This is a genomic window from Bradyrhizobium brasilense (assembly GCF_029714345.1).
GTDB classification, from domain to species: Bacteria; Pseudomonadota; Alphaproteobacteria; order Rhizobiales; family Xanthobacteraceae; genus Bradyrhizobium; species Bradyrhizobium australafricanum.
In genome coordinates this window covers 2,842,777-2,861,709 of record NZ_CP121669.1, presented here as the reverse complement: position 1 = coordinate 2,861,709, position 18,933 = coordinate 2,842,777, and the positions used below count along the sequence as shown (strand labels likewise).

Here is an 18,933-nt window from a genome sequence, read left to right as displayed (position 1 = left end):
CGACGACGGCTCCGGCATTCTCATGCCGGGGCCGTTGTCGCGTTCATAAACCTTAACGCCTTCGCCCCTGAAGCAGCTTGATCCCGCCACACTGGCGCCCTCGTCGGGGGGCCTGTACAAGCCGTCAAGTTGATTTTCATCCGGGGGAATGATGCGTCTACCGATGCATCCAAGGACGATAGCGGTCGGGATCGCGGTGGTGCTGGTCTCGTTCGTGATCAGCCTCAAGGCAATGGACTGGCTCGCGCCGAGCGTCACCGTGCAGAAGCCGAAGCTCGCAGAGCTGCCGCCGCTGCCGCAGGCGCCGCGTTCCTCGACGATCGTGGCGCAGGTCTCGGTCGCGCTGTCGGCGATCCGCGACGCCGCCGAACGCGGCGCGCCGAAGACGTTCGGCGGCAAGGCCGACAACCCGGTCCAGCAAATCCTGCAAAATGCCGACATCGGCTGGACCGCATCGCGCGGGCCGATCGCGGCTACCGGCGCGCAGGACGTGCTGACGCTGACCACCCCGATCAACGGCACGCTCAAGGTCACCGGCGCGCTGTCCGCCAAGGCAACCGGTGCGGTCAACGACGCGCTCGGCAGCCTGCTCGGCGGCAATGTCGCCAAGCAGATCGGCGCCGTGAACATCAAGAACATCAACGCCAACGCCGAGATCAAGGGCAACGTCACCCTCACCGCGCGGCCGAAGCTCGGCGCATCCTGGCGGATCGAGCCGAACCTGCAGGCACAGGTCAATCTCGGCGACACCAGCCTGTCGACGGCCGGCGTCCGCATCAGCGTGCCGGCCCAGGTCAAGCCTGTCATCGACAAGGCGGTCGCCGACCAGATTTCTGTGGTCGAGGCCCGATTGCACAACGACCCGGTGTTCCAGAACAACGCCCGCACGCAATGGGCCAAGGCCTGCCGCTCGATCCCGCTGCAAGGCACCGGCGGCACCACCTCGATGCCGCCGATGTGGCTCGAGTTGCGACCGACCCGCGCGATCGCCGCGCAGCCGAAGGTCGATGCGTCCTCGCTGATCCTGACGATGGGGATCGAGGCCGAAACGCGGATCACGGAGGCGCAGACCACGCCAAACTGCCCGTTCCCCGAAAAACTTTCGATCGTGCCGCCGATGCCGAGCCAGGTCGCGATCGGCCTGCCGGTCGACTTGTCCTTCACCACGCTGAGCCAGCTGGTCGAGGCGCAGCTCAAGGGCAAAACCTTCCCCGAGGACGGCTCCGGTCCGGTCGACGTGACGGTCAAGAGCGCGAGCATCGCCGCCTCCGGCGACCGGCTCCTGATCTCGCTCCTGGTGCACGCCAAGGAAAAGGCCAGCTGGTTCGGCATGGGCGCCGAGGCGACCGTGCACATCTGGGGCCGGCCGCGGCTCGACCAGCCGTCGCAGACGCTGCGGCTGACCGACGTCGAGCTGGCGGTGGAATCCGAGGCTGCGTTCGGCCTGCTCGGCGCCGCCGCGCGCGCGGCGATCCCGCACATGCAGCAGACCCTCAACGACCGGCTGGTGGTCGACCTGAAGCCATTCGCGACCAACGCGCAGCGCAAGGTCGCCGCCGCCATCGCCGACCTGCAGAAGAACGAGGAGGGCATCCGCGTCGACGCCGAGGTCAACAGCATCCGGCTTGCCGGGATCGACTTCGATTCCAAGACGTTGCGGGTGATCGTGGAAACCGACGGCACCATCAAGGCCGCCGTCACCGCGTTACCGGCGCTGTAGGACACTGCCCGAGCGGATTGCTCTCTTACCTCGCCCCGCTCGCGGGGAGAGGTCGGATTGCGAAGCAATCCGGGTGAGGGGGTACAGGTCTCACGACAATCGCCACTCGTGAATAAGGCCCCTCACCCCAACCCTCTCCCCGCGAAGAGCGGGGAGAGGGGGAACACTTGCCGCGCGCATGCTCAAAAAGTCGTCTTTGCGACAGCTTGTCGCAGCGGCTAGAACGCCCCGGTGGAAGCAACCCTCAACGAAAAAGTCAGGGAGAAAAACACGATGAAAACACTCTTGGCCGCAGCGGCGGCCGGCCTCGCGCTCGCGGTCTCAGGGACCGCGGCGAACGCCCAGATCTCCGACGATGTCGTCAAGATCGGCGTGCTCACCGACATGTCGAGCCTCTATGCGGACGCCACCGGCAAGGGCTCGGTCGCCGCCGTCGAGATGGCGGTCGCCGATTACGGCGGCAAGGTGAAAGGCAAGCCGGTGCAGGTGATCGCAGCCGATCACCAGAACAAGCCCGACGTCGGCGTCAACATCGCGCGCAACTGGTACGACAACGACAAGGTCGACGCGATCCTCGACGTGCCGACCTCGTCGGTCGCATTGCCGATCTCGGCGCTGACGCGCGAGAAGAACAAGATCCACATCAATTCCGGCGGCGGATCCTCCGATATCACCGGCACCGCCTGCTCGCCCAACACGGTGCACTGGACCTACGACACCTACGCGCTGTCGAACGTCGCCGGCAAGGCGATGGTCAAGCGCGGCGAGGACACCTGGTTCTTCGTCACCGCCGACTACGCCTTCGGCATGGCGCTGGAGCGCGATGCCGCCAATGTCGTCAAGGAGAGCGGCGGCAAGGTGCTGGGCGACGTGCGTCATCCGCTCAACTCGTCGGACTTCTCGTCCTTCCTGCTGCAGGCGCAGGCCTCCAAGGCCAAGGTCGTGGCACTGGCGAACGCCGGCGGCGACACCACCAACGCGCTGAAGCAGGCTTCCGAGTTCGGCCTGACCCAAGGCGGCCAGAAGATGATCGCGCTGCTGCAGGAGATCACCGACACGCATTCGCTCGGCATCAAGGCCACCCAGGGCCTGATCGTCACCGACGCCTTCTACTGGGACATGAACGACGAGACGCGCGCCTTCTCGAAGCGCTTCAACGAGAAGGTCGGCCATATGCCGACCATGATCCAGGCCGGCCTCTATTCGGCGACCATGCATTACCTGAAGGCGATCGAGGCCATCGGCTCCGATGAGGCGCCGAAGGTGATGGCCCAGATGCGCGCCACGCCGGTCAACGACTTCTTCGCCAAGAACGGCCACATCCGGATCGACGGCCGCATGGTGCACGACATGTATCTGTTCGAGGTCAAGAAGCCCGAGGAATCCAAGGGCGAGTGGGACCTCTACAAGCTGATCGCCACCGTGCCCGGCGACGAGGCGTTCCGCCCGCTCGATAAGGGCGGCTGCCCGCTGGTGAAGTCGAACTGACGGCTACGCCACACCGGATCGCATCCAGCGATGCGATCCGGTCTCTCCGCGCAAGCCGGGGCGAAAGTCACTGCAAGCATTAGGCCTGGAAGACCCGCAGCGTTGCGATCTGGAATGGACGCAGCGCCAGGCGGCATCCCCGATCCTCGGTCGGCAAGGCCTCGATGCGGTCTTCCAGGGTGTTGCTGATCCACACCGACGCGATGTCGACGCCGAAATCGAGCGTCACGGCGGTGCGAATGCCGGCGCTCTCGTAGAGCCGCACCACCCAGCCGTCTCCATCCTCGGCGGGCTTGATCGTATCGACGATCACATTGGCCGGGGACGCAGTCAGGAGCGAGTGTCGCAACAGCGCGCGAGCGCGCCCTTTGGTCCACAGCACTGGACGCTCGAACCGCAAGGCGCGCCCGACCGTGTCCGCGCTGCGCCAGTCGCCTTGGTGGGGATAGATCGCATAGCGCATCCGGTGCCGCCCGATATCGGCCTGCGGATCAGGCAATTCGGAGCCGCGCAGCAGCGTCAGCGCGAGCTGGTTGCCGAACGCCGAATAGCCGTGACGGCAGTCGCTGAACAGCGACACGCCGAAATCCGGCTCGGCGAGATCGGCCCAGCGATGCCCGGGCACCTCGTACTTGGCCGCATCGGCATCCGCGTTGGCATGGGTCGGCCGCTCGGTTGCGCCGAACATGGTTTCATAGGTTGCGTTCGATGCACGGCAGGCGACGGGGAACATGACCTTCAGCGCCGTCTTGCGCTCCTGCCAATCGACCGTGGTTTCGAATTCGAGATGATCGGCGCCGGCATCGAGGCGGATCACCTGCGCGAGCCTGCTCGCGCGTCCGAGCCCGCGCTCGAAACGGACTTCGCCGCGCAGTCCGCCATCCGACAGCACGACGCAGCTCACCTCCCCCGTCACCTCGCGCGCGGTCTCCAGCGCGAACGGATCGATATCCCAAGCCTCGAAATCGAGCGGCCGGTCATCGAGCAGCAGCAGCCGGGCTGCCGGCGATGCGAAGGTCTCGCGGCCGGTCGCAACATGCAGCAGCGACCGAACGAGCCCGCTGCGGTCAATGCGCGCTTCGAGCCGCGCGTTCGACAGCACGAAGCCGTCCAGATCGGCGGCGACCACAACGCGATCGTCGGTCGTCGTCGTTTCGCCCGCCGCAAACGGCGCGGCGACGATGTGATGAAGCTCGCCGTCGGGGTCGGACGCGACCTCGGCGCGCGCGCAGCCCAGCGTGTTGACGGGTGTCCAATTGCCGTCTTCGGGATCGCACAGTGTCGCCAGCACGGCTTGCGTGCGACGCCCGGCCTCCTCCGCCACGCCGGCGAGTTCGACCTCCGCACGTTCATAGACCTCGCGGATGCTGCTGCCGGGAATGATGTCGTGGAACTGGTTCACCAGCAGCGTGCGCCACAGCGCTTCGATCTCCTGTGCTGATGGTGCCGGTTGCCGGCAGGCGGCCGCGACCGTGGTCACGAATTCGAGGGCCTGAAGACCGGCCTCGCAAGCGCGGTTGAGGCGCTTGGTCTCGGCCTGCGTGGTGTAGGTGCCGCGATGATATTCGAGATAGAGCTCGCCTTCGATCGTCGCCAGATCCGGCGCCGATATCGCCAGGCGGTCGAAGAACTCGTCGACGGAGCGAATCTGGATCCGCGGCAGCCCCTGCAAGTCCCTTGCGCGCTGCAACGTCTCGAGCATCGTCTCGTCGGCACCGCCGCCGCCGTCGCCATAGCCGAACAGATAGAGTGCGTCGGACGAACGGTCGGCGTCCTTGTAATTGGCGGCGTGATAGCGGAGCTCCGCGACCTGCGCCGATCCGTTGTAGGTGTCCGCCGGGGGGAAATGCGCCAGCACCGTGCTGCCATCCAGTCCGCGCCAATGGAAGCTGTGATGCGGCGGTGAGGTGAACTTGTTCCACGACAGCTTCTGGGTCAGGAAGCGCGACATCCCCGCCGACTGCATCAGCTGCGGCAGCTGGGCGTCGTAGCCGAACACGTCGGGATTCCAGAACACGCTGGAGCGCGCGCCGAATGTTCGCTCGAAATAGCGCTGACCATAGAGGAACTGACGGCAGATCGACTCGCCCCACGGCAGATTGCAGTCCGGCTCGATCCAGCTGCCGCCGACCGGAATCCATTGGCCGGCGGCGGCCTTGGCGCGAATTCGGGCGAACAGGTCAGGGTCATTCTGCTCGATGACGGCATACTGATAGGCCTGCGAGCAGGCGAACTTGAAATCGGGATAGCGCTCCATCAGCGCCACCGCCGTGGAGAAGCTGCGTTGCGCCTTGCGCCGGGTTTCCGCCAGCGGCCACAGCCATGCCGTGTCGAGATGGGCGTGGCCGATCGCCGACATCTCGTGGGTGATGCTGCCATTTCGTGCCGCGAGCAGGCCATCGAGGATCGCCCGCGCCGCCGGCCATGTCGCGCGATCGTCGGGATCGGCGATGTTGCAGATTCGGTTGAGATCGTGCAGCAGGCGCCCCGCCCAGGTCCGATCCAGCGCCGGCTGCGCCGTCTCTCCGACAGCGCCGTATGACCTCGACTTTGTCGTGGGGTCGCGGTCAGCCTCGAGCTGGCGCAGCACCTCGTAGTCGAAATAGAATGCCGTGGCCTCGGGATCGAAGCGGCGCAGCTCGCAGGCGACCAGCGCGTAGGCCTGCGGATCGCTCCAGAACGCACCGAACAGGCCGTTGCAGGCCACCTCCACATGGAAGCTGATCGTCTCCCCTCCGCTCGCCGACTGAACGAGCGGCGCGATGTGGCGGCCGGGATTGAGACCCTGCGAGGAACGTCCGTTGAGCCAAAGCAGCGCTTCCGAGCGGCTGTCCCAATAAAGATCCACGCGCGAGCCGGCCCAGGCCTGCGGCACCTCGGCCACGACCTGCACCCAATAAGTCGCCCATAGCGGTCCCAGCGTCTCGCCCAATGGGACCGGCCGATAATCGAGCTTGAGCGCGTCCTCGAGGCTGATCCGCTCGGTGGGACCGGCAAGCGCGAGCGAGGTGACCGGCACGCGGTCGGCATGAACCTTCTGTTGCAGCCGCTCCGCAAAGCCTGCCAACCGGCGCCGCGTGTATTGCGGGTAGCGGCCGCGAATCCGGGCTATCGCGGGATTGCCTCCATCGCGCTCCCTGTCATTCATCGGATTCTTCAGCCATTTGACGAATGATCACGTAGGGGTTGATGATGATTGCAACGCGCTGTCCGAATTGGATCGCCTGACCCACTCCCTACACTCTTCCCAAATTTTATCCATCCGGCCAGCAAAAAAGCGCGCCCGGCAGCAACCGGACGCGCTTTTCTCTTGCGGGTGACGCGATGCGTTAGTCGGTCGAATACTTGAATTCCGGCATCGCCTTCAGCTCATCCTTGCTCGCATTGAACACGGCATGATCGGGATACCAGGGATTCGGCTTCGACGTCGCCGCCGCAGGCGCCGCGCCCGTGGTGGTGGTCGTCGACTTGCTTGTGCTGCCGGTGTTCGAGGCGCCGGTATAGGCGATCGGCTCGTTCACGAATTTCACCTTGTCGATCGGGACCGCGACCAGGTGCTCGCCGACGCCAAGGAAGCCGCCGACGCCGATCACGACCGCCTTCATGGCGCCGCCCTTCTCCATCAGCAGATCATTGATCGAGCCGACGCTTTCATTGGCGTCGTTGTACACGCTGAGGCCGACGACCTTCGACGCGCGCCAGTTGCCCTTGAACGAATCCGGCGACGTGGCTGACGTGGATGACGTCGACGCCGCAGGAGACATCTTGTCGCCCTTATCGGTTGGCGTCTGCGCAACGGCGACGGTTGCAAGCAGCGCGGTGCCGGCGAGGCCGGCGATGATGGATTTGACCAACATTGATGGCTCTCCTCTCGCAAAATCGATGCTGGGAAAACCCGTCATCTTCGCAACCGTTCCTAACGGACCTGCGCTCAAAAGCCGCTTAAATGCCGAGGAACAGGGTGAGGACCTTTCAGCGCATGGAACGCTGCGCCGCTTGACGGAAGCGATCGTGATCTCTCAAGTGAGCTTGCGGTTGAGCCTCACGACTGCGCCGGACGCGCAGTCCATGATGTGACGATGTTTGGCTCACTAAGTCGTCCCGGCGAACCGCGCTGCACAAGCCGCGCGCTCGTCCCGGCGACCGCATCATCGATCGGCGAGCGTCGTCATGCGCGCATGTTGCCGCGCGATCAGAAGCCGCCCCAATAGGGCGGCACGCCGTAGAAGCGATGCAGCTCGACTTCCTGCGAGCGATCGCCCCAATCGAAATCCTTGTCGGCACGGAACGACGGCGCGCGCTTGAGCTCCTCGTCCTCGATGTCGAGCTCATAGGCCTCGAACTTCGGGTTGTAGTGCAGCCGGCCCCAGGGCAGCGGGATCAAATTGGTTCCAATGCCCAGGAAGCCGCCGAAGCTCAACACCGCGTACGATACCTTGCCGGAGATCTTGTCGATCATCAGCCGCTCGATATGGCCGATCATGTCGCCATTGGCCCGGCGCACCGCCGTCCCCTCGACCCGGTCGCTCGCAATGAGCTGATGCGGCCTGGTCTCGACCTCGACAGCCATCTCATCCTCCTTGACCCGAAAGGGAAATAACGCGTCGCCGGGGTAACGGGTTCCGCCCCCGGATATGACAGCCGCTCTTCCCTTTCTCCGGCCGCCATTACGAACAGGGGCCGACGCGCTGTCCCGAGAGGGTTCTGCACGCATTTCAGGGCATCAGGATTGATGACAGAACGATAACTTTTCTCCCTGCGGCCGACCTGTTAACCCGGATAGCCGGGCAAGATTTCAGACACATACTGAAACAAAATTCCTGAGCCGCTTTCCCCGAATCACGGACAAAAGATCGGTATGACCCAGGCTGCGCCCAATATCCTTGTCGTCGAGGACGACCGCGAGACGCGGTCGCTTATCGCAAAATATCTCCGTACCAATTCTTGTCATGTCACGACCGCCTCCGACGGCCGCGAGATGGCCAAGGCGATGACCGACCACCGAGTGGATCTCCTGGTGCTCGACGTCATGCTGCCCGGCGAGGACGGCCTCAGCCTGTGCCGCAAGGTGCGGGCGGAATCGCAGACGCCGATCATCATGCTGACCGCGCGCGGCGAGGACGTCGACCGCATCCTCGGCCTCGAGATGGGCGCCGACGACTACCTGGCAAAGCCGTTCAACCCGCGCGAGCTGCTGGCGCGGATCAACGCGGTGCTGCGCCGGCAGGCCGCCGCGCGCAACGCCAGCGCGATCGAGGGCGCGACCACGCTGACCTTCCTCGGCTGGCGTATCGACATCCGCCTGCGCGAGCTGCGCAACCCCGAAGGCGCGCGCGTCGCCATGACCAGCGCCGAGTTCGACCTGCTGCGCACCTTCTGCGAGCGGCCTGGCCGCGTGCTGTCGCGCGACAGCCTGCTCGACCTGACCCAGGGTCGCAGCGCCGGCTCGTTCGAACGTTCGATCGACGTGCTGGTCAGCCGCATCCGCCGCAAGATCGAGCCCGATCCGCAGGAAGCCACCATGATCAAGACGGTGCGTTCCGGCGGCTATGTGTTCACGCCGAGGGTGGAGGCGGTTGCCGCCACGAACAACTGACCATGAAGCTGCTGCGCGTGCTGAGTCTGCGGGGGATCGGCGCCCAGATGGCGGCGCTGGTCGTCGTTTCGATCGTCGCGCTGCATCTGATCATCACCGCCACCTTCCTGATCCATCGCCCTGATCGGGTGGAGCCTTCGGACCGCTGGCACACCCAGCTCGCCGCCGCCGCGCAACTGCTCGGGCATGCCCCGGCGTCGGAGCGGCCGCGGCTCGTGGCCGACGTCGCCCGCGCCTTCCCGCAACTTGCCATCGGCGACCTGCCGGCCGATGCCGGCGCGCTCACCGAAACCGACACGCCGAGCCTGCACGCGTTGCGCCGGCTCGGCACCGGCTATCGCATCTTCCTGCTGCCGCGCGAGGCTGGCGGCACGCCGCATGACGGCGAAATTCGTCGCGTCGCGATCCGCCTGCCCGACGGCGCCATGTTCGCCGCCAACCTGACGCCGGATCAGCACATGCGGCCGTTCTGGGGTGGACCGTGGATGATGACCGTGCTGTTCGCCGTCATCAGCGTCACCCTGCTCGGCCTGTGGGCGGCATGGGCGCTGACCGCGCCGCTGTCGTCCTTCGTCAAGGCCGCCGAGACCTTCAGCCTGAACGGCGCCGCCGCGCCGCTGCCCGAGCGCGGTCCGGAGGAGATTCGTTCGCTGGCCCGGGCGCTGAACCGGATGCGCGAGCGCATCACCGCATTGATCGACGATCGCACCAAGATGCTGGCCGCGATCAGCCATGACCTGCGCACGCCGATCACGCGGATGCGGCTGCGCGCCGAATTCATCGAGGACGAGACCCACCGCCACCGCATGCTGCGCGACCTCGACCAGATGCGCTCGATGCTGGAATCGGTGCTGTCGTTCCTGCGCAACGACCGCAAGCTCGAGGAGATGACGCTGGTCGACATCGCGAGCACGCTGCACCTCGTCACCGATCAGTTCGCCGACATGGGACACAAGGTCAATTACACGGGCCCGCAGCACGCGATGGCGACCGCGCGGCCGGCCGACCTGCATCGCTGCATCACCAATCTGGTGGAGAATGCCGTGCGGTTCGGCGGCGAAGTTGCCGTCCGCCTCGACGTCAAGCCCGACCGCCTCGTCGTCGATATCGAGGATGACGGGCCCGGCATCTCGGATGCGCACAAGGCGAGCGTGCTGGAGCCGTTCGTGCGCGGCGACCAGGCACGCAATATGGATGAGGCCGAAGGCTTCGGCCTTGGTCTGTCGATCGCCAATGCCATCGTGCTCGCGCATGCCGGCACGCTGTCGCTGCACGATCGCAAGCCGCACGGGCTCGTGGTCCGGATCGAATTGCCGGCGCGGCAACAGCAATTGCAGCCGCGGCAGAGATCCGCGGCCTGATCAGCTGAAGCTGATGCGATGAGGAGACGTCAAGCGGCGAGCGGCGTAATGAGCTCCGCTTCCTCGTAGATCGCGATGGCTTCGAAGCGGTAATTGCAGGCGCGGCAATTCCACAGGAACGAGGAGCGGCCTTCGCTGTGCTCCACCCAATCAGGGCGGGCGATCGGCTTGCCGCATTGCGCGCAGGGATTTTCGCGAGGCATATAGCCGGTGTCCTGACGGACCATGGCGCATCTCCCGAATGTTGTTTCTTGCGTGCTTGGACAGAGCTGCTGACTGAACGATCACGCACTCTGTCGTGGATGAAGTCTAGACCTTCATTGATTCGTTTGCACGACAAACTGCTGTGGATAGCGTGCGGCAAAATTAGTCAGAAAAATTAGAAGGAAATTGCAGGCCAAGACAATTTTTGGCTGAGACGATTGAAGCAAACAATTTGAAGCATCCGTCTTGCAATCGCGTCGTCCCTTCACCCCATGACCGGACAATCACGGATGCATAACGTTCGCTGATGCGAAGGTTTTGCCACATTCCTGCCCGCTCGGCGTACCAATGAGACCGCAGAACCGACGCGCATCTGAAAACCCGAGCGATTGAGATGAAGACCGTACAAGCCCTTGGCTGCCTTGCCGCAATCGCGCTGCTGGCGTCCTGCGCGAGCGCGCAGGCGCAATCGCGCGCGCAATATGAGGCGATGGTGGCGGCCGAGGCCCAGGCGAACCTCGTGCCGGAAGAGCTGGTGCATCGCGTCATCGTGCGCGAGAGCAAGTACCATCCGCAGCTGATCGGACGCGGCGGCACGATCGGGCTGATGCAAATCAAGCTCGGCACTGCACGCGGCCTCGGCTACACCGGTACCGCCGAGGGTCTGCGCGATCCCCAGACCAACCTCAAATACGGCATCAAATACCTCGCCGGCGCCTATCGCGCCGCCGATGGCAATCACGATCGAGCCGTGCGTTATTTCGCGGGCGGGTATTACTACGTCGCAAAGCGCCAGCGCGGGGATCACCTGAAGGAAGCGAAGCATGGCGGCGCGGGTGCACCGCCGAAGGAATTCGCCAAGTCGGAGCAAATGACGGCCGATACCGCCGAGCCGAAGCCGGAACAGGCCGAAAGATAGCACCGATTGCGTCCGCGCAGCCCCACGGCGCGTGCCGGCCATCCTCGACACCGCCTGTCAACGCGTCTGGCATACAAGTTGACACACGAGCCCATCCGCCTACATTAGGGGCGTTCCGAGGGGTGCTCCGAAGGAGGAGCTGAGATACCGCAAGCTTGGGCTAGCCAGTAGGCGAATAGTCCGGGACCGCGGTGACCCTTTGAACCTGATCCGGGTCATGCCGGCGAAGGGACAGGGATGTATCAGACGTCAAGACCGCGGGGGGATTCCCCCGTCTCCATCATCGGCGCAGGCATAGCCGGCGCCTGGCATGCGCTCTTGCTCGCAGAGGCCGGACGTGCCGTCACCCTGCATGAGCGCAGTGACGCCGCGATGACGGAATCCACAAGCCACTGGGCCGGCGGGATGCTGGCGCCCTGGTGCGAGGCGGAGGCCTCCGAGCCGGTGATCTCCCGGCTCGGCATCCGCTCGCTCGCGCTGTGGCGGCAGCATGTTCCGGAAACCCCGTTCAACGGCTCGCTGGTGGTGGCGCATCCGCGCGACCGCGCCGATTTCGAGCGCTTTGCCCGCCTCACCACCGGCCATCGCCGGATCGACGCCGAGGGCGTTCGCGCGCTCGAGCCGTCGCTCGAGGGCCGTTTCCGTGACGCCCTGTTCTATCCCGACGAGGGCCATGTCGAGCCGCGCCGCGTGCTGCCGCGGCTGCATGCCGCGATCGCCAAGGCCGGCGGCGCCATCAAGTTCGGCAGCGACGCCGAGGCAACCGATCTCGACGGCGTCGTGATCGACTGCCGCGGCCTTGCCGCGCGCGACCGCGAGGCGAGCTTGCGCGGCGTCAAGGGCGAGATGATCATCATCGAGACCTCCGAGGTCGAGCTGGCGCGCCCGGTGCGGCTGATCCATCCGCGCTGGCCGCTTTACGTGATCCCGCGCGGCGACGGCCGCTTCATGCTGGGCGCGACCTCGATCGAGGCCGAGGACAACGGCGTCAGCGTGCGCTCGGCGCTGGAGCTGTTAGGGGCCGCCTATGTCGTGCATCCGGCATTCGCCGAGGCGCGCATCGTCGAATTCGGCGCCGGCCTGCGCCCTGCATTTCCCGACAATCTGCCGAAAATCAGGATCGAGCAGGAACGCATCACGGTGAACGGACTCTACCGTCATGGCTTCCTGCTGGCGCCGGCGCTGGCCGAGCTGACGCTCGCCTACCTCGCGCGCGGCGAAATCGACAATGAGGTGATGCAATGCGCGTGATCGTCAACGGCGAGCAGCGGGAGATCGCGGCCTCCAGTGTCGATGCGCTGCTGGCGGAGCTCGACTATGAGGGCACGCATTTCGCGATTGCGCTGAACTACGACGTGGTGCCGAAGAGCCGCTGGGCCGACACCGCGCTGAAAGCCGGCGACGAGATCGAGATCATCACGCCGCGGCAGGGAGGGTGATGTGACAATGAACGCACAAACTCTCCCCACGTCGTCCCGGCGAAGGCCGGGACCCATACTCCGCGGCCCCTCTTTGGGGCACACGCGGAGACGCTCGTCGCAACAACATCCGGTCGTGGTTATGGGTCCCGGCTTTCGCCGGGACGACGGCATAGTTTGAGGAGACACATGGTCACCTTCTACGGCAAATCGTTCCCGTCCCGCCTGCTGATCGGCACGGCGCTGTATCCCTCGCCTGCGATCATGCAGAACGCGATCCGTGCCTCCGGCGCCAGCATCGTCACGGTATCGCTGCGGCGCGAGGCGGCCGGCGGCAAGACCGGCGACGCGTTCTGGTCGCTGATCCGCGAGCTCGGCGTCACCGTGCTGCCGAACACCGCGGGCTGCCGCAGCGTGAAGGAGGCGGTGACCACCGCCAAGCTCGCGCGCGAATTGTTCGGCACGCCGTGGATCAAGCTCGAGGTGATCGCCGACAACGACACGCTGCAGCCCGATGTGGTCGGCCTGGTCGAGGCGGCCGGCATCCTGATCAAGGACGGCTTTGAGGTGTTCCCCTATTGCACCGAGGATTTCTCGGTCGCCTCGCGGCTGGTCGAGGCCGGCTGCAAGGTGGTGATGCCGTGGGCAGCACCGATCGGCAGCGCCAAGGGCATCACCAACCGCGACGCGCTGAAGCTGTTGCGCGACCGCCTGCCCGACATCACGCTGGTGGTCGACGCCGGCTTGGGGGCGCCTTCGCATGCCGCCGAGGCGCTCGAGCTCGGCTATGACGCCGTGCTGCTCAACACGGCGGTCGCCAAAGCCGCCGATCCCGTTGCGATGGCCAATGCCTTCCGCCTCGGCGTCGAGGCCGGCCGCACCGCTTACGAAGCCGGGCTGATGGAAGCCCGCGACTTCGCCTCCCCCTCCACCCCTGTCGTTGGGACCCCGTTCTGGCATGCCGTATCCTGATCCGTTCTATCCCGTCGTCGACAGCATCCAGTGGGTCGAGCGACTGACCAAACTCGGCGTCGGCACCATCCAGCTGCGCGCCAAGGAGCTCGACGACGCCGGGGCGCTGCAGCTCGTCAGCGATGCGCTCGCGGTGACCAAGGGCACGCCGACCAAGCTCGTCGTCAACGATTACTGGCGCGCGGCGATCGTCGCCGGCGCCGAGCATCTGCATCTCGGCCAGGAGGACCTCTCTGAGGCCGACCTCGCCGAGATCCGCAAAGCCAAGCTGACGCTCGGCATCTCCACCCATGACGACGCCGAGCTCGCCACCGCGCTCGCGGCCAAGCCGGACTATGTCGCGCTCGGCCCGATCTTCTTCACCACGCTCAAATCGATGCGGTTCGAGCCGCAGGGCATTCCGAAGATCACCGAGTGGAAGAAACGGATCGGCTCCATCCCCCTTGTCGCGATCGGCGGCATCAAGTTCGAGCACGCCGCCGAGATCTTCGCCGCCGGCGCCGATTCGATCGCCGTCGTCAGTGACGTCACCCAGAACCCCGACCCAGACGCGCGGGTCCGACAATGGCTCGGCCTCAGCGCGGAGGCCGCGTGATGCCCACAACACCCTGCCCATTCCGTCACCCTGAGGAGCGCGGCACGCGCGTCTCGAAGGGTCGACGGCCCGGCTCGTTCATCCTTCGAGACGCGCTTCGCGCTCCTCAGGATGACGAGGTCAAAATTTCGCACACGAATTAAAACGGAGGATCCCTCATGAACATCCGCTCCAATCCCGACACCACACGTCCCGCCGTCACCACCGGCGCGCTGCCCGCCTCGCGCAAGATCTTTGCGACGCCGGAGGCCGCGCCTGATGTTCGCGTGCCGCTGCGCGAGATCATGCTGTCGGAAGGCGCCGGCGAGCCGAACCTGCCGGTCTATGATACGTCGGGCCCCTACACCGACCCGAACGTCACGATCGACGTCAATGCCGGCCTGCCGCGCAATCGGCTGGCCTGGGTCAAGGAGCGCGGCGGCGTCGAGGAATATGAGGGCCGCACCATCAAGCCGGAAGACAACGGCAATGTCGGCGCCACGCACGCCGCCAAGGCGTTCACCGCGCACCACAGGCCGCTGCGCGGCCTCGACGGCCACAAGATCACGCAGCTCGAGTTCGCCCGCGCCGGCATCATCACCAAGGAGATGATCTACGTCGCCGAGCGCGAGAATCTCGGCCGCAAGCAACAGCTCGAGCGCGCCGAGGCCGCGCTTGCCGACGGCGAGAGCTTTGGCGCCTCCGTGCCGGCCTTCATCACGCCGGAATTCGTCCGCGACGAGATCGCGCGCGGCCGCGCCATCATTCCCTCCAACATCAACCATGCCGAGCTCGAGCCGATGATCATCGGCCGCAACTTCCTGACCAAGATCAACGCCAATATCGGCAACTCGGCGGTGACCTCGTCGGTCGAGGAAGAGGTCGACAAGATGGTGTGGGCGATCCGCTGGGGCGCCGACACCGTGATGGACCTCTCGACGGGGCGCAACATCCACACCACCCGGGAATGGATCTTGCGCAACTCGCCGGTGCCGATCGGCACCGTGCCGATCTACCAGGCGCTGGAGAAGTGCGACGGCGATCCAGTCAAGCTGACCTGGGAGCTCTACAAGGACACCCTGATCGAGCAGTGCGAACAGGGCGTCGACTATTTCACGATCCACGCCGGCGTCCGGCTGCCCTACATCCACCTCACCGCCAACCGCGTCACGGGCATCGTGTCGCGCGGCGGCTCGATCATGGCGAAGTGGTGTCTCGCGCATCACAAGGAGAGCTTCCTCTACACCCATTTCGACGAGATCTGCGACCTGATGCGCAAGTATGACGTCTCGTTCTCGCTCGGCGACGGCCTGCGTCCCGGCTCGATCGCCGACGCCAACGACCGCGCGCAGTTCGCCGAGCTCGAGACGCTCGGCGAATTGACGAAGATCGCGTGGGACAAGGGCTGCCAGGTCATGATCGAGGGCCCCGGCCACGTGCCGATGCACAAGATCAAGATCAACATGGACAAGCAGCTCAAGGAATGCGGCGAGGCGCCGTTCTACACCCTCGGGCCGCTGACGACCGACATCGCGCCGGGCTACGACCACATCACCTCGGGCATTGGCGCGGCGATGATCGGCTGGTTCGGCTGCGCGATGCTGTGCTACGTCACGCCGAAGGAGCATCTCGGCCTGCCCGACCGCAACGACGTCAAGACCGGCGTCATCACCTACAAGATCGCAGCCCACGCCGCCGACCTCGCCAAGGGCCACCCCGCCGCGCAGCTCCGCGACGATGCGCTCAGCCGCGCCCGGTTCGACTTCCGCTGGCAGGACCAGTTCAACCTCGGCCTCGACCCGGACACTGCGAAGGACTTCCACGACGAGACCCTGCCGAAGGAAGCCCACAAGGTCGCGCATTTCTGCTCGATGTGCGGCCCGAAATTCTGCTCGATGAAGATCACCCAGGACGTCCGCGACTACGCCGCGACGCTTAACGATCCGACGGGCGTCGGGATGTCGGTGTCAGCCACCATCGAGGACGGCATGGCGACGATGAGCGCCAAGTTCAAGGAGATGGGATCTAGCGTGTATCTCGATGCGGACAAGGTGAAGGAGAGCAATCGGGTGTTGTGAGGGCTCGCCCTCACCGCTCGTCGTGCCGGGCAACAGCGCGAAGCGCGTCTTCGCGCGAGATGACCCGCGTATCCATCGAAATACGAAAGGCCGGGTGAAAGCCCGGCCTTTTTGCGTCTGGACCATTCACTTATGATCCAGTGCGCGTGTGCGGCTCGTACAGGGCCGGTCACGGCAGCAACCGGCCCAGGGCCACGCCAGGCGCTCCGCAGAACCCTTGACTTGGATCAACGAAAAATCCGCTGTCTCATCGCTTGCTATGACGCTCAAAAGCGATGAAGGTCGCGTCGGGGATATTACCCCTGCCCCCTCAAGCAGGCGATTGAGCGCCAATTCCACGTTCGATCGCAGAGGGTCCAGCAGCCTAATGACCATTTGATCGGAGAGTTTCATGAGAACCTTCAACGCCGTGCTATTCGTACTTCTCGTTGCGGAAGCGGCCTCGGCACAGGCTGCGGATTTGAACGGAGCCTGGACGATCGACGCCTCGGCTTGCAACCAGGTCTTCACCAAGGAGAACAACAAGCTCGCGTTCAGGAAAGATGCCGATTTCAACGCGGGTGGCCTGATCGTCCAGGGCAAGCAAATCACCGGCACGTTTCAAAAATGCACCGTCAAATCGCTGCATGATGACGGGCAGAATGTTCGCGTGATTGCGGCGTGCTCGGACGGCGTCGCGGTTTCGGACGTGTCATTCGACATAAAGCTCTCCGGCGAGAACAAGATCATACTCAGCTCAAAGGAACCGGTGCCGGTGGAGACGCCGTATGTTCGCTGCTCGATGTGACAGCGGTGGCGATGGCCTGAAGACAAAGCTAGTAGCCCGGATGAGCCGAGCGATATCCGGGGTTTCTATCTGACCCGCATATCGCTGCGCTCACGCGGGCTACGCTATGCCGACGCGCCAGTGGCCACCTCCTGCACGGCGCCACCGGCGCTCGCGCCAAACTCGATCTCCCGATACCCCTCCGCCGCCACCCCGTTGATGATTCCCAAAAACTTCGGCGTGCCGCCGTTGTAGACGAAGTAGCGGACCGTCCCCTCCTCGTGGCCGGCGACGTTTGAGTTGTAGCCGGTGAACCACGACTTGGCTTTTCGCATCAGCATGATCTCGTACATCTTGACGACATGCGCGGTCCAGCGCTGCTGCGCTTCCAGGGTCGCGTCGGCGCGGGTCAGGCCGCGGTCCCACATGTATTGCAGCAGGTTGGTGCACCAGTTGACGCCGTTCTCGATGCCGCGCGGGAAGTTGGTCGACGCGGAGGCGCTTTGCGGGCCGGTCGGCATCAACAGGTTCGGGAAGCCGTGCACGAGCATGCCGAGGAAGGTCGACGGCGCGTGCTTCCACTTGTCGGCAAGGCTCTCGCCGCCGATGCCCCTGATATCGATCAGGTCGTAGGCGCCGGTGATGGCGTCGAAGCCGGTGGCGTAGACGATGATGTCGAAATCGTAGTCGCGCGCCGTGGTGCGGAGGCCTTTTTCGGTGACGCGCACCAGCGGCGTTTCGGAGAGATCGACGAGCTGCACATTGTCGCGATTGTACGCCTCGAAATATCGGGTCTCCAGCGGCAGGCGCTGCACGCCGAAACCGTGATCCCGCGGGATCAGCTTCTCGGCGACGTCAGGATCGTTCACGCGCTGGCGGATACGGCCCGCGATATATTCCGAGAGCTCCGCATTGGCGGCTTCATCCATGAAAATCTCCCGGAAGTTCGCGAGCCAGATGCCGAAGCCGGGCTCGTCGTAGAGCTTGTCCCACAGCTTGAGCCGCTCCTCGCGGCTCACCTCGTAGAAGCCGCGCTTGTCGGGGCCATGCACAAAACTGCCCGGCGTCAGCGCGCAGGCAGCAAAAATCTCGTCATAGCGGCCGCGGATCTCGGCCATCTCCTCAATGGAGATCGCGGAGTTGTTGAGCGGCGCGCTCCAGTTCGGCCGGCGCTGGAATACGGTGAGCCCGCCGACCTTGTCGGCGATCTCGCCGATCAGCTGGATGCCTGTCGCGCCGGTGCCGATCACCGCGACCTTCTTGCCCGCGAGATCGACCGGCTCGTGCGGCCAGTAGTAGGTGTGGAACGAGCGGCCCTTGAAATCCTCTATGCCTTCGACGCGCGGCATGGTCGGCGCGGACAGCAGCCCGATCGCGAGCACCACGAAGCGGCAGGTCAGTTCGCGGCCGTCACTGATCCTCAATTGCCAGAGATCGCGCGTCTCGTCGAACTGCATGGTCTCGACCTTGCAATTGAACTGCATGTGCTTGCGCAGGTCGAACTTGTCGGCGACGTAGTTGAGGTAGCGCAAATTCTCGGGCTGGCCGGAGAAGCGCTCCTTCCAGTGCCACTCGTCGAGCAGCTCGCGCGAGAACGAGAACCCGTAGGTATAGCTCTCGGAATCGAAGCGGCAGCCCGGATAGCGGTTCCAGTACCAGGTGCCGCCGAGATCGGCCGCGGCTTCGAGCACGGTGGCGTCGATGCCGAGATCGGCCAGCCGCTTGATCTGGTAGATGCCGGCGACGCCGGCGCCGACCACGATCACCTCGTAATGGGTTTTCGCCTCTCCTGTCATGTCCGCTCCCGAATTCTTCTTGATCTGTTTGAGCGGATTAC

Annotated in this window: 17 protein-coding genes and 1 riboswitch; of the genes, 12 read left to right on the top strand and 5 right to left on the bottom strand. The window is 65.0% G+C overall.

The annotated features are described in order from the left end of the window. Positions 1 to 151 precede the first annotated feature (151 nt). Positions 152 to 1,720, top strand: coding sequence for a DUF4403 family protein (locus QA635_RS13190; RefSeq protein ID WP_283071621.1), 1,569 nt, complete (start codon positions 152 to 154; stop codon positions 1,718 to 1,720). A gap of 273 nt (positions 1,721 to 1,993) precedes the next feature. Continuing rightward, the gene (locus QA635_RS13185) at positions 1,994 to 3,208 is read left to right on the top strand and encodes an ABC transporter substrate-binding protein (protein ID WP_283069527.1); all 1,215 of its coding nucleotides are present in this window, start codon (positions 1,994 to 1,996) and stop codon (positions 3,206 to 3,208) included. 79 nt (positions 3,209 to 3,287) lie between these two features. Here the strand turns inward: QA635_RS13185 and QA635_RS13180 are convergent, their stop codons facing one another. Beyond that, the gene (locus tag QA635_RS13180; protein WP_283069526.1) at positions 3,288 to 6,356 is read right to left on the bottom strand and encodes an alpha-mannosidase; all 3,069 of its coding nucleotides are present in this window, start codon (positions 6,354 to 6,356) and stop codon (positions 3,288 to 3,290) included. A 181-nt stretch (positions 6,357 to 6,537) separates the two neighbouring features. Next, positions 6,538 to 7,065 (bottom strand): PRC-barrel domain-containing protein, encoded by a 528-nt coding sequence (locus QA635_RS13175; RefSeq protein WP_283069525.1) that lies wholly within the window; start codon positions 7,063 to 7,065, stop codon positions 6,538 to 6,540. Between QA635_RS13175 and QA635_RS13170 the strand changes: the two genes are divergently transcribed. Beyond that, the gene (locus QA635_RS13170; protein WP_225643777.1) at positions 7,046 to 7,285 is read left to right on the top strand and encodes a hypothetical protein; all 240 of its coding nucleotides are present in this window, start codon (positions 7,046 to 7,048) and stop codon (positions 7,283 to 7,285) included. The genes QA635_RS13175 and QA635_RS13170 overlap by 20 nt on opposite strands. 115 nt (positions 7,286 to 7,400) lie before the next feature. Here QA635_RS13170 and QA635_RS13165 read toward each other — a convergent pair whose 3' ends face one another. Beyond that, a complete protein-coding gene (locus tag QA635_RS13165; protein ID WP_028344225.1) occupies positions 7,401 to 7,778 on the bottom strand; it encodes a PRC-barrel domain-containing protein in 378 nt (125 codons plus the stop codon). 288 nt (positions 7,779 to 8,066) lie between these two features. Here QA635_RS13165 and QA635_RS13160 point away from each other — a divergent pair, with 288 nt between their 5' ends. Next, on the top strand, positions 8,067 to 8,804 hold the full coding sequence (locus tag QA635_RS13160; protein ID WP_018273044.1) for a response regulator: 738 nt from the start codon (positions 8,067 to 8,069) through the stop codon (positions 8,802 to 8,804). 2 nt (positions 8,805 to 8,806) lie between these two features. Continuing rightward, a complete protein-coding gene (locus QA635_RS13155) occupies positions 8,807 to 10,165 on the top strand; it encodes an ATP-binding protein (RefSeq protein ID WP_283069522.1) in 1,359 nt (452 codons plus the stop codon). A 29-nt stretch (positions 10,166 to 10,194) separates the two neighbouring features. Here the strand turns inward: QA635_RS13155 and QA635_RS13150 are convergent, their stop codons facing one another. Next, entirely contained in the window at positions 10,195 to 10,392 is a 198-nt protein-coding gene (locus tag QA635_RS13150) for a hypothetical protein (RefSeq protein WP_028332600.1), read from the bottom strand. A 371-nt stretch (positions 10,393 to 10,763) separates the two neighbouring features. Here QA635_RS13150 and QA635_RS13145 point away from each other — a divergent pair, with 371 nt between their 5' ends. From QA635_RS13145 to QA635_RS13115, 7 genes are all read left to right on the top strand, one after another. Continuing rightward, positions 10,764 to 11,288, top strand: coding sequence for a lytic transglycosylase domain-containing protein (locus QA635_RS13145; RefSeq protein ID WP_283069520.1), 525 nt, complete (start codon positions 10,764 to 10,766; stop codon positions 11,286 to 11,288). A gap of 108 nt (positions 11,289 to 11,396) precedes the next feature. Further along, a riboswitch (TPP riboswitch) is annotated at positions 11,397 to 11,538 on the top strand. Further along, the gene (locus tag QA635_RS13140; RefSeq protein ID WP_283069519.1) at positions 11,526 to 12,539 is read left to right on the top strand and encodes an FAD-dependent oxidoreductase; all 1,014 of its coding nucleotides are present in this window, start codon (positions 11,526 to 11,528) and stop codon (positions 12,537 to 12,539) included. (Overlaps the previous riboswitch by 13 nt.) Next, entirely contained in the window at positions 12,530 to 12,727 is a 198-nt protein-coding gene (thiS, locus tag QA635_RS13135) for a sulfur carrier protein ThiS (RefSeq protein WP_057014951.1), read from the top strand. Before QA635_RS13140 ends, thiS begins: the two co-directional genes overlap by 10 nt. Positions 12,728 to 12,895: 168 nt before the next feature. Next, entirely contained in the window at positions 12,896 to 13,678 is a 783-nt protein-coding gene (locus tag QA635_RS13130) for a thiazole synthase (RefSeq protein WP_283069516.1), read from the top strand. Further along, entirely contained in the window at positions 13,665 to 14,273 is a 609-nt protein-coding gene (locus QA635_RS13125; RefSeq protein WP_283069514.1) for a thiamine phosphate synthase, read from the top strand. The genes QA635_RS13130 and QA635_RS13125 overlap by 14 nt, the downstream gene beginning before the upstream one ends. Positions 14,274 to 14,431: 158 nt before the next feature. Beyond that, on the top strand, positions 14,432 to 16,330 hold the full coding sequence (gene thiC, locus QA635_RS13120; RefSeq protein WP_283069513.1) for a phosphomethylpyrimidine synthase ThiC: 1,899 nt from the start codon (positions 14,432 to 14,434) through the stop codon (positions 16,328 to 16,330). Between the two features lie 391 nt (positions 16,331 to 16,721). Beyond that, positions 16,722 to 17,117, top strand: coding sequence for a hypothetical protein (locus QA635_RS13115; RefSeq protein WP_283069511.1), 396 nt, complete (start codon positions 16,722 to 16,724; stop codon positions 17,115 to 17,117). 104 nt (positions 17,118 to 17,221) lie between these two features. Here the strand turns inward: QA635_RS13115 and QA635_RS13110 are convergent, their stop codons facing one another. After that, a complete protein-coding gene (locus tag QA635_RS13110) occupies positions 17,222 to 18,892 on the bottom strand; it encodes a flavin-containing monooxygenase (RefSeq protein ID WP_283069509.1) in 1,671 nt (556 codons plus the stop codon). Positions 18,893 to 18,933 lie beyond the last annotated feature (41 nt).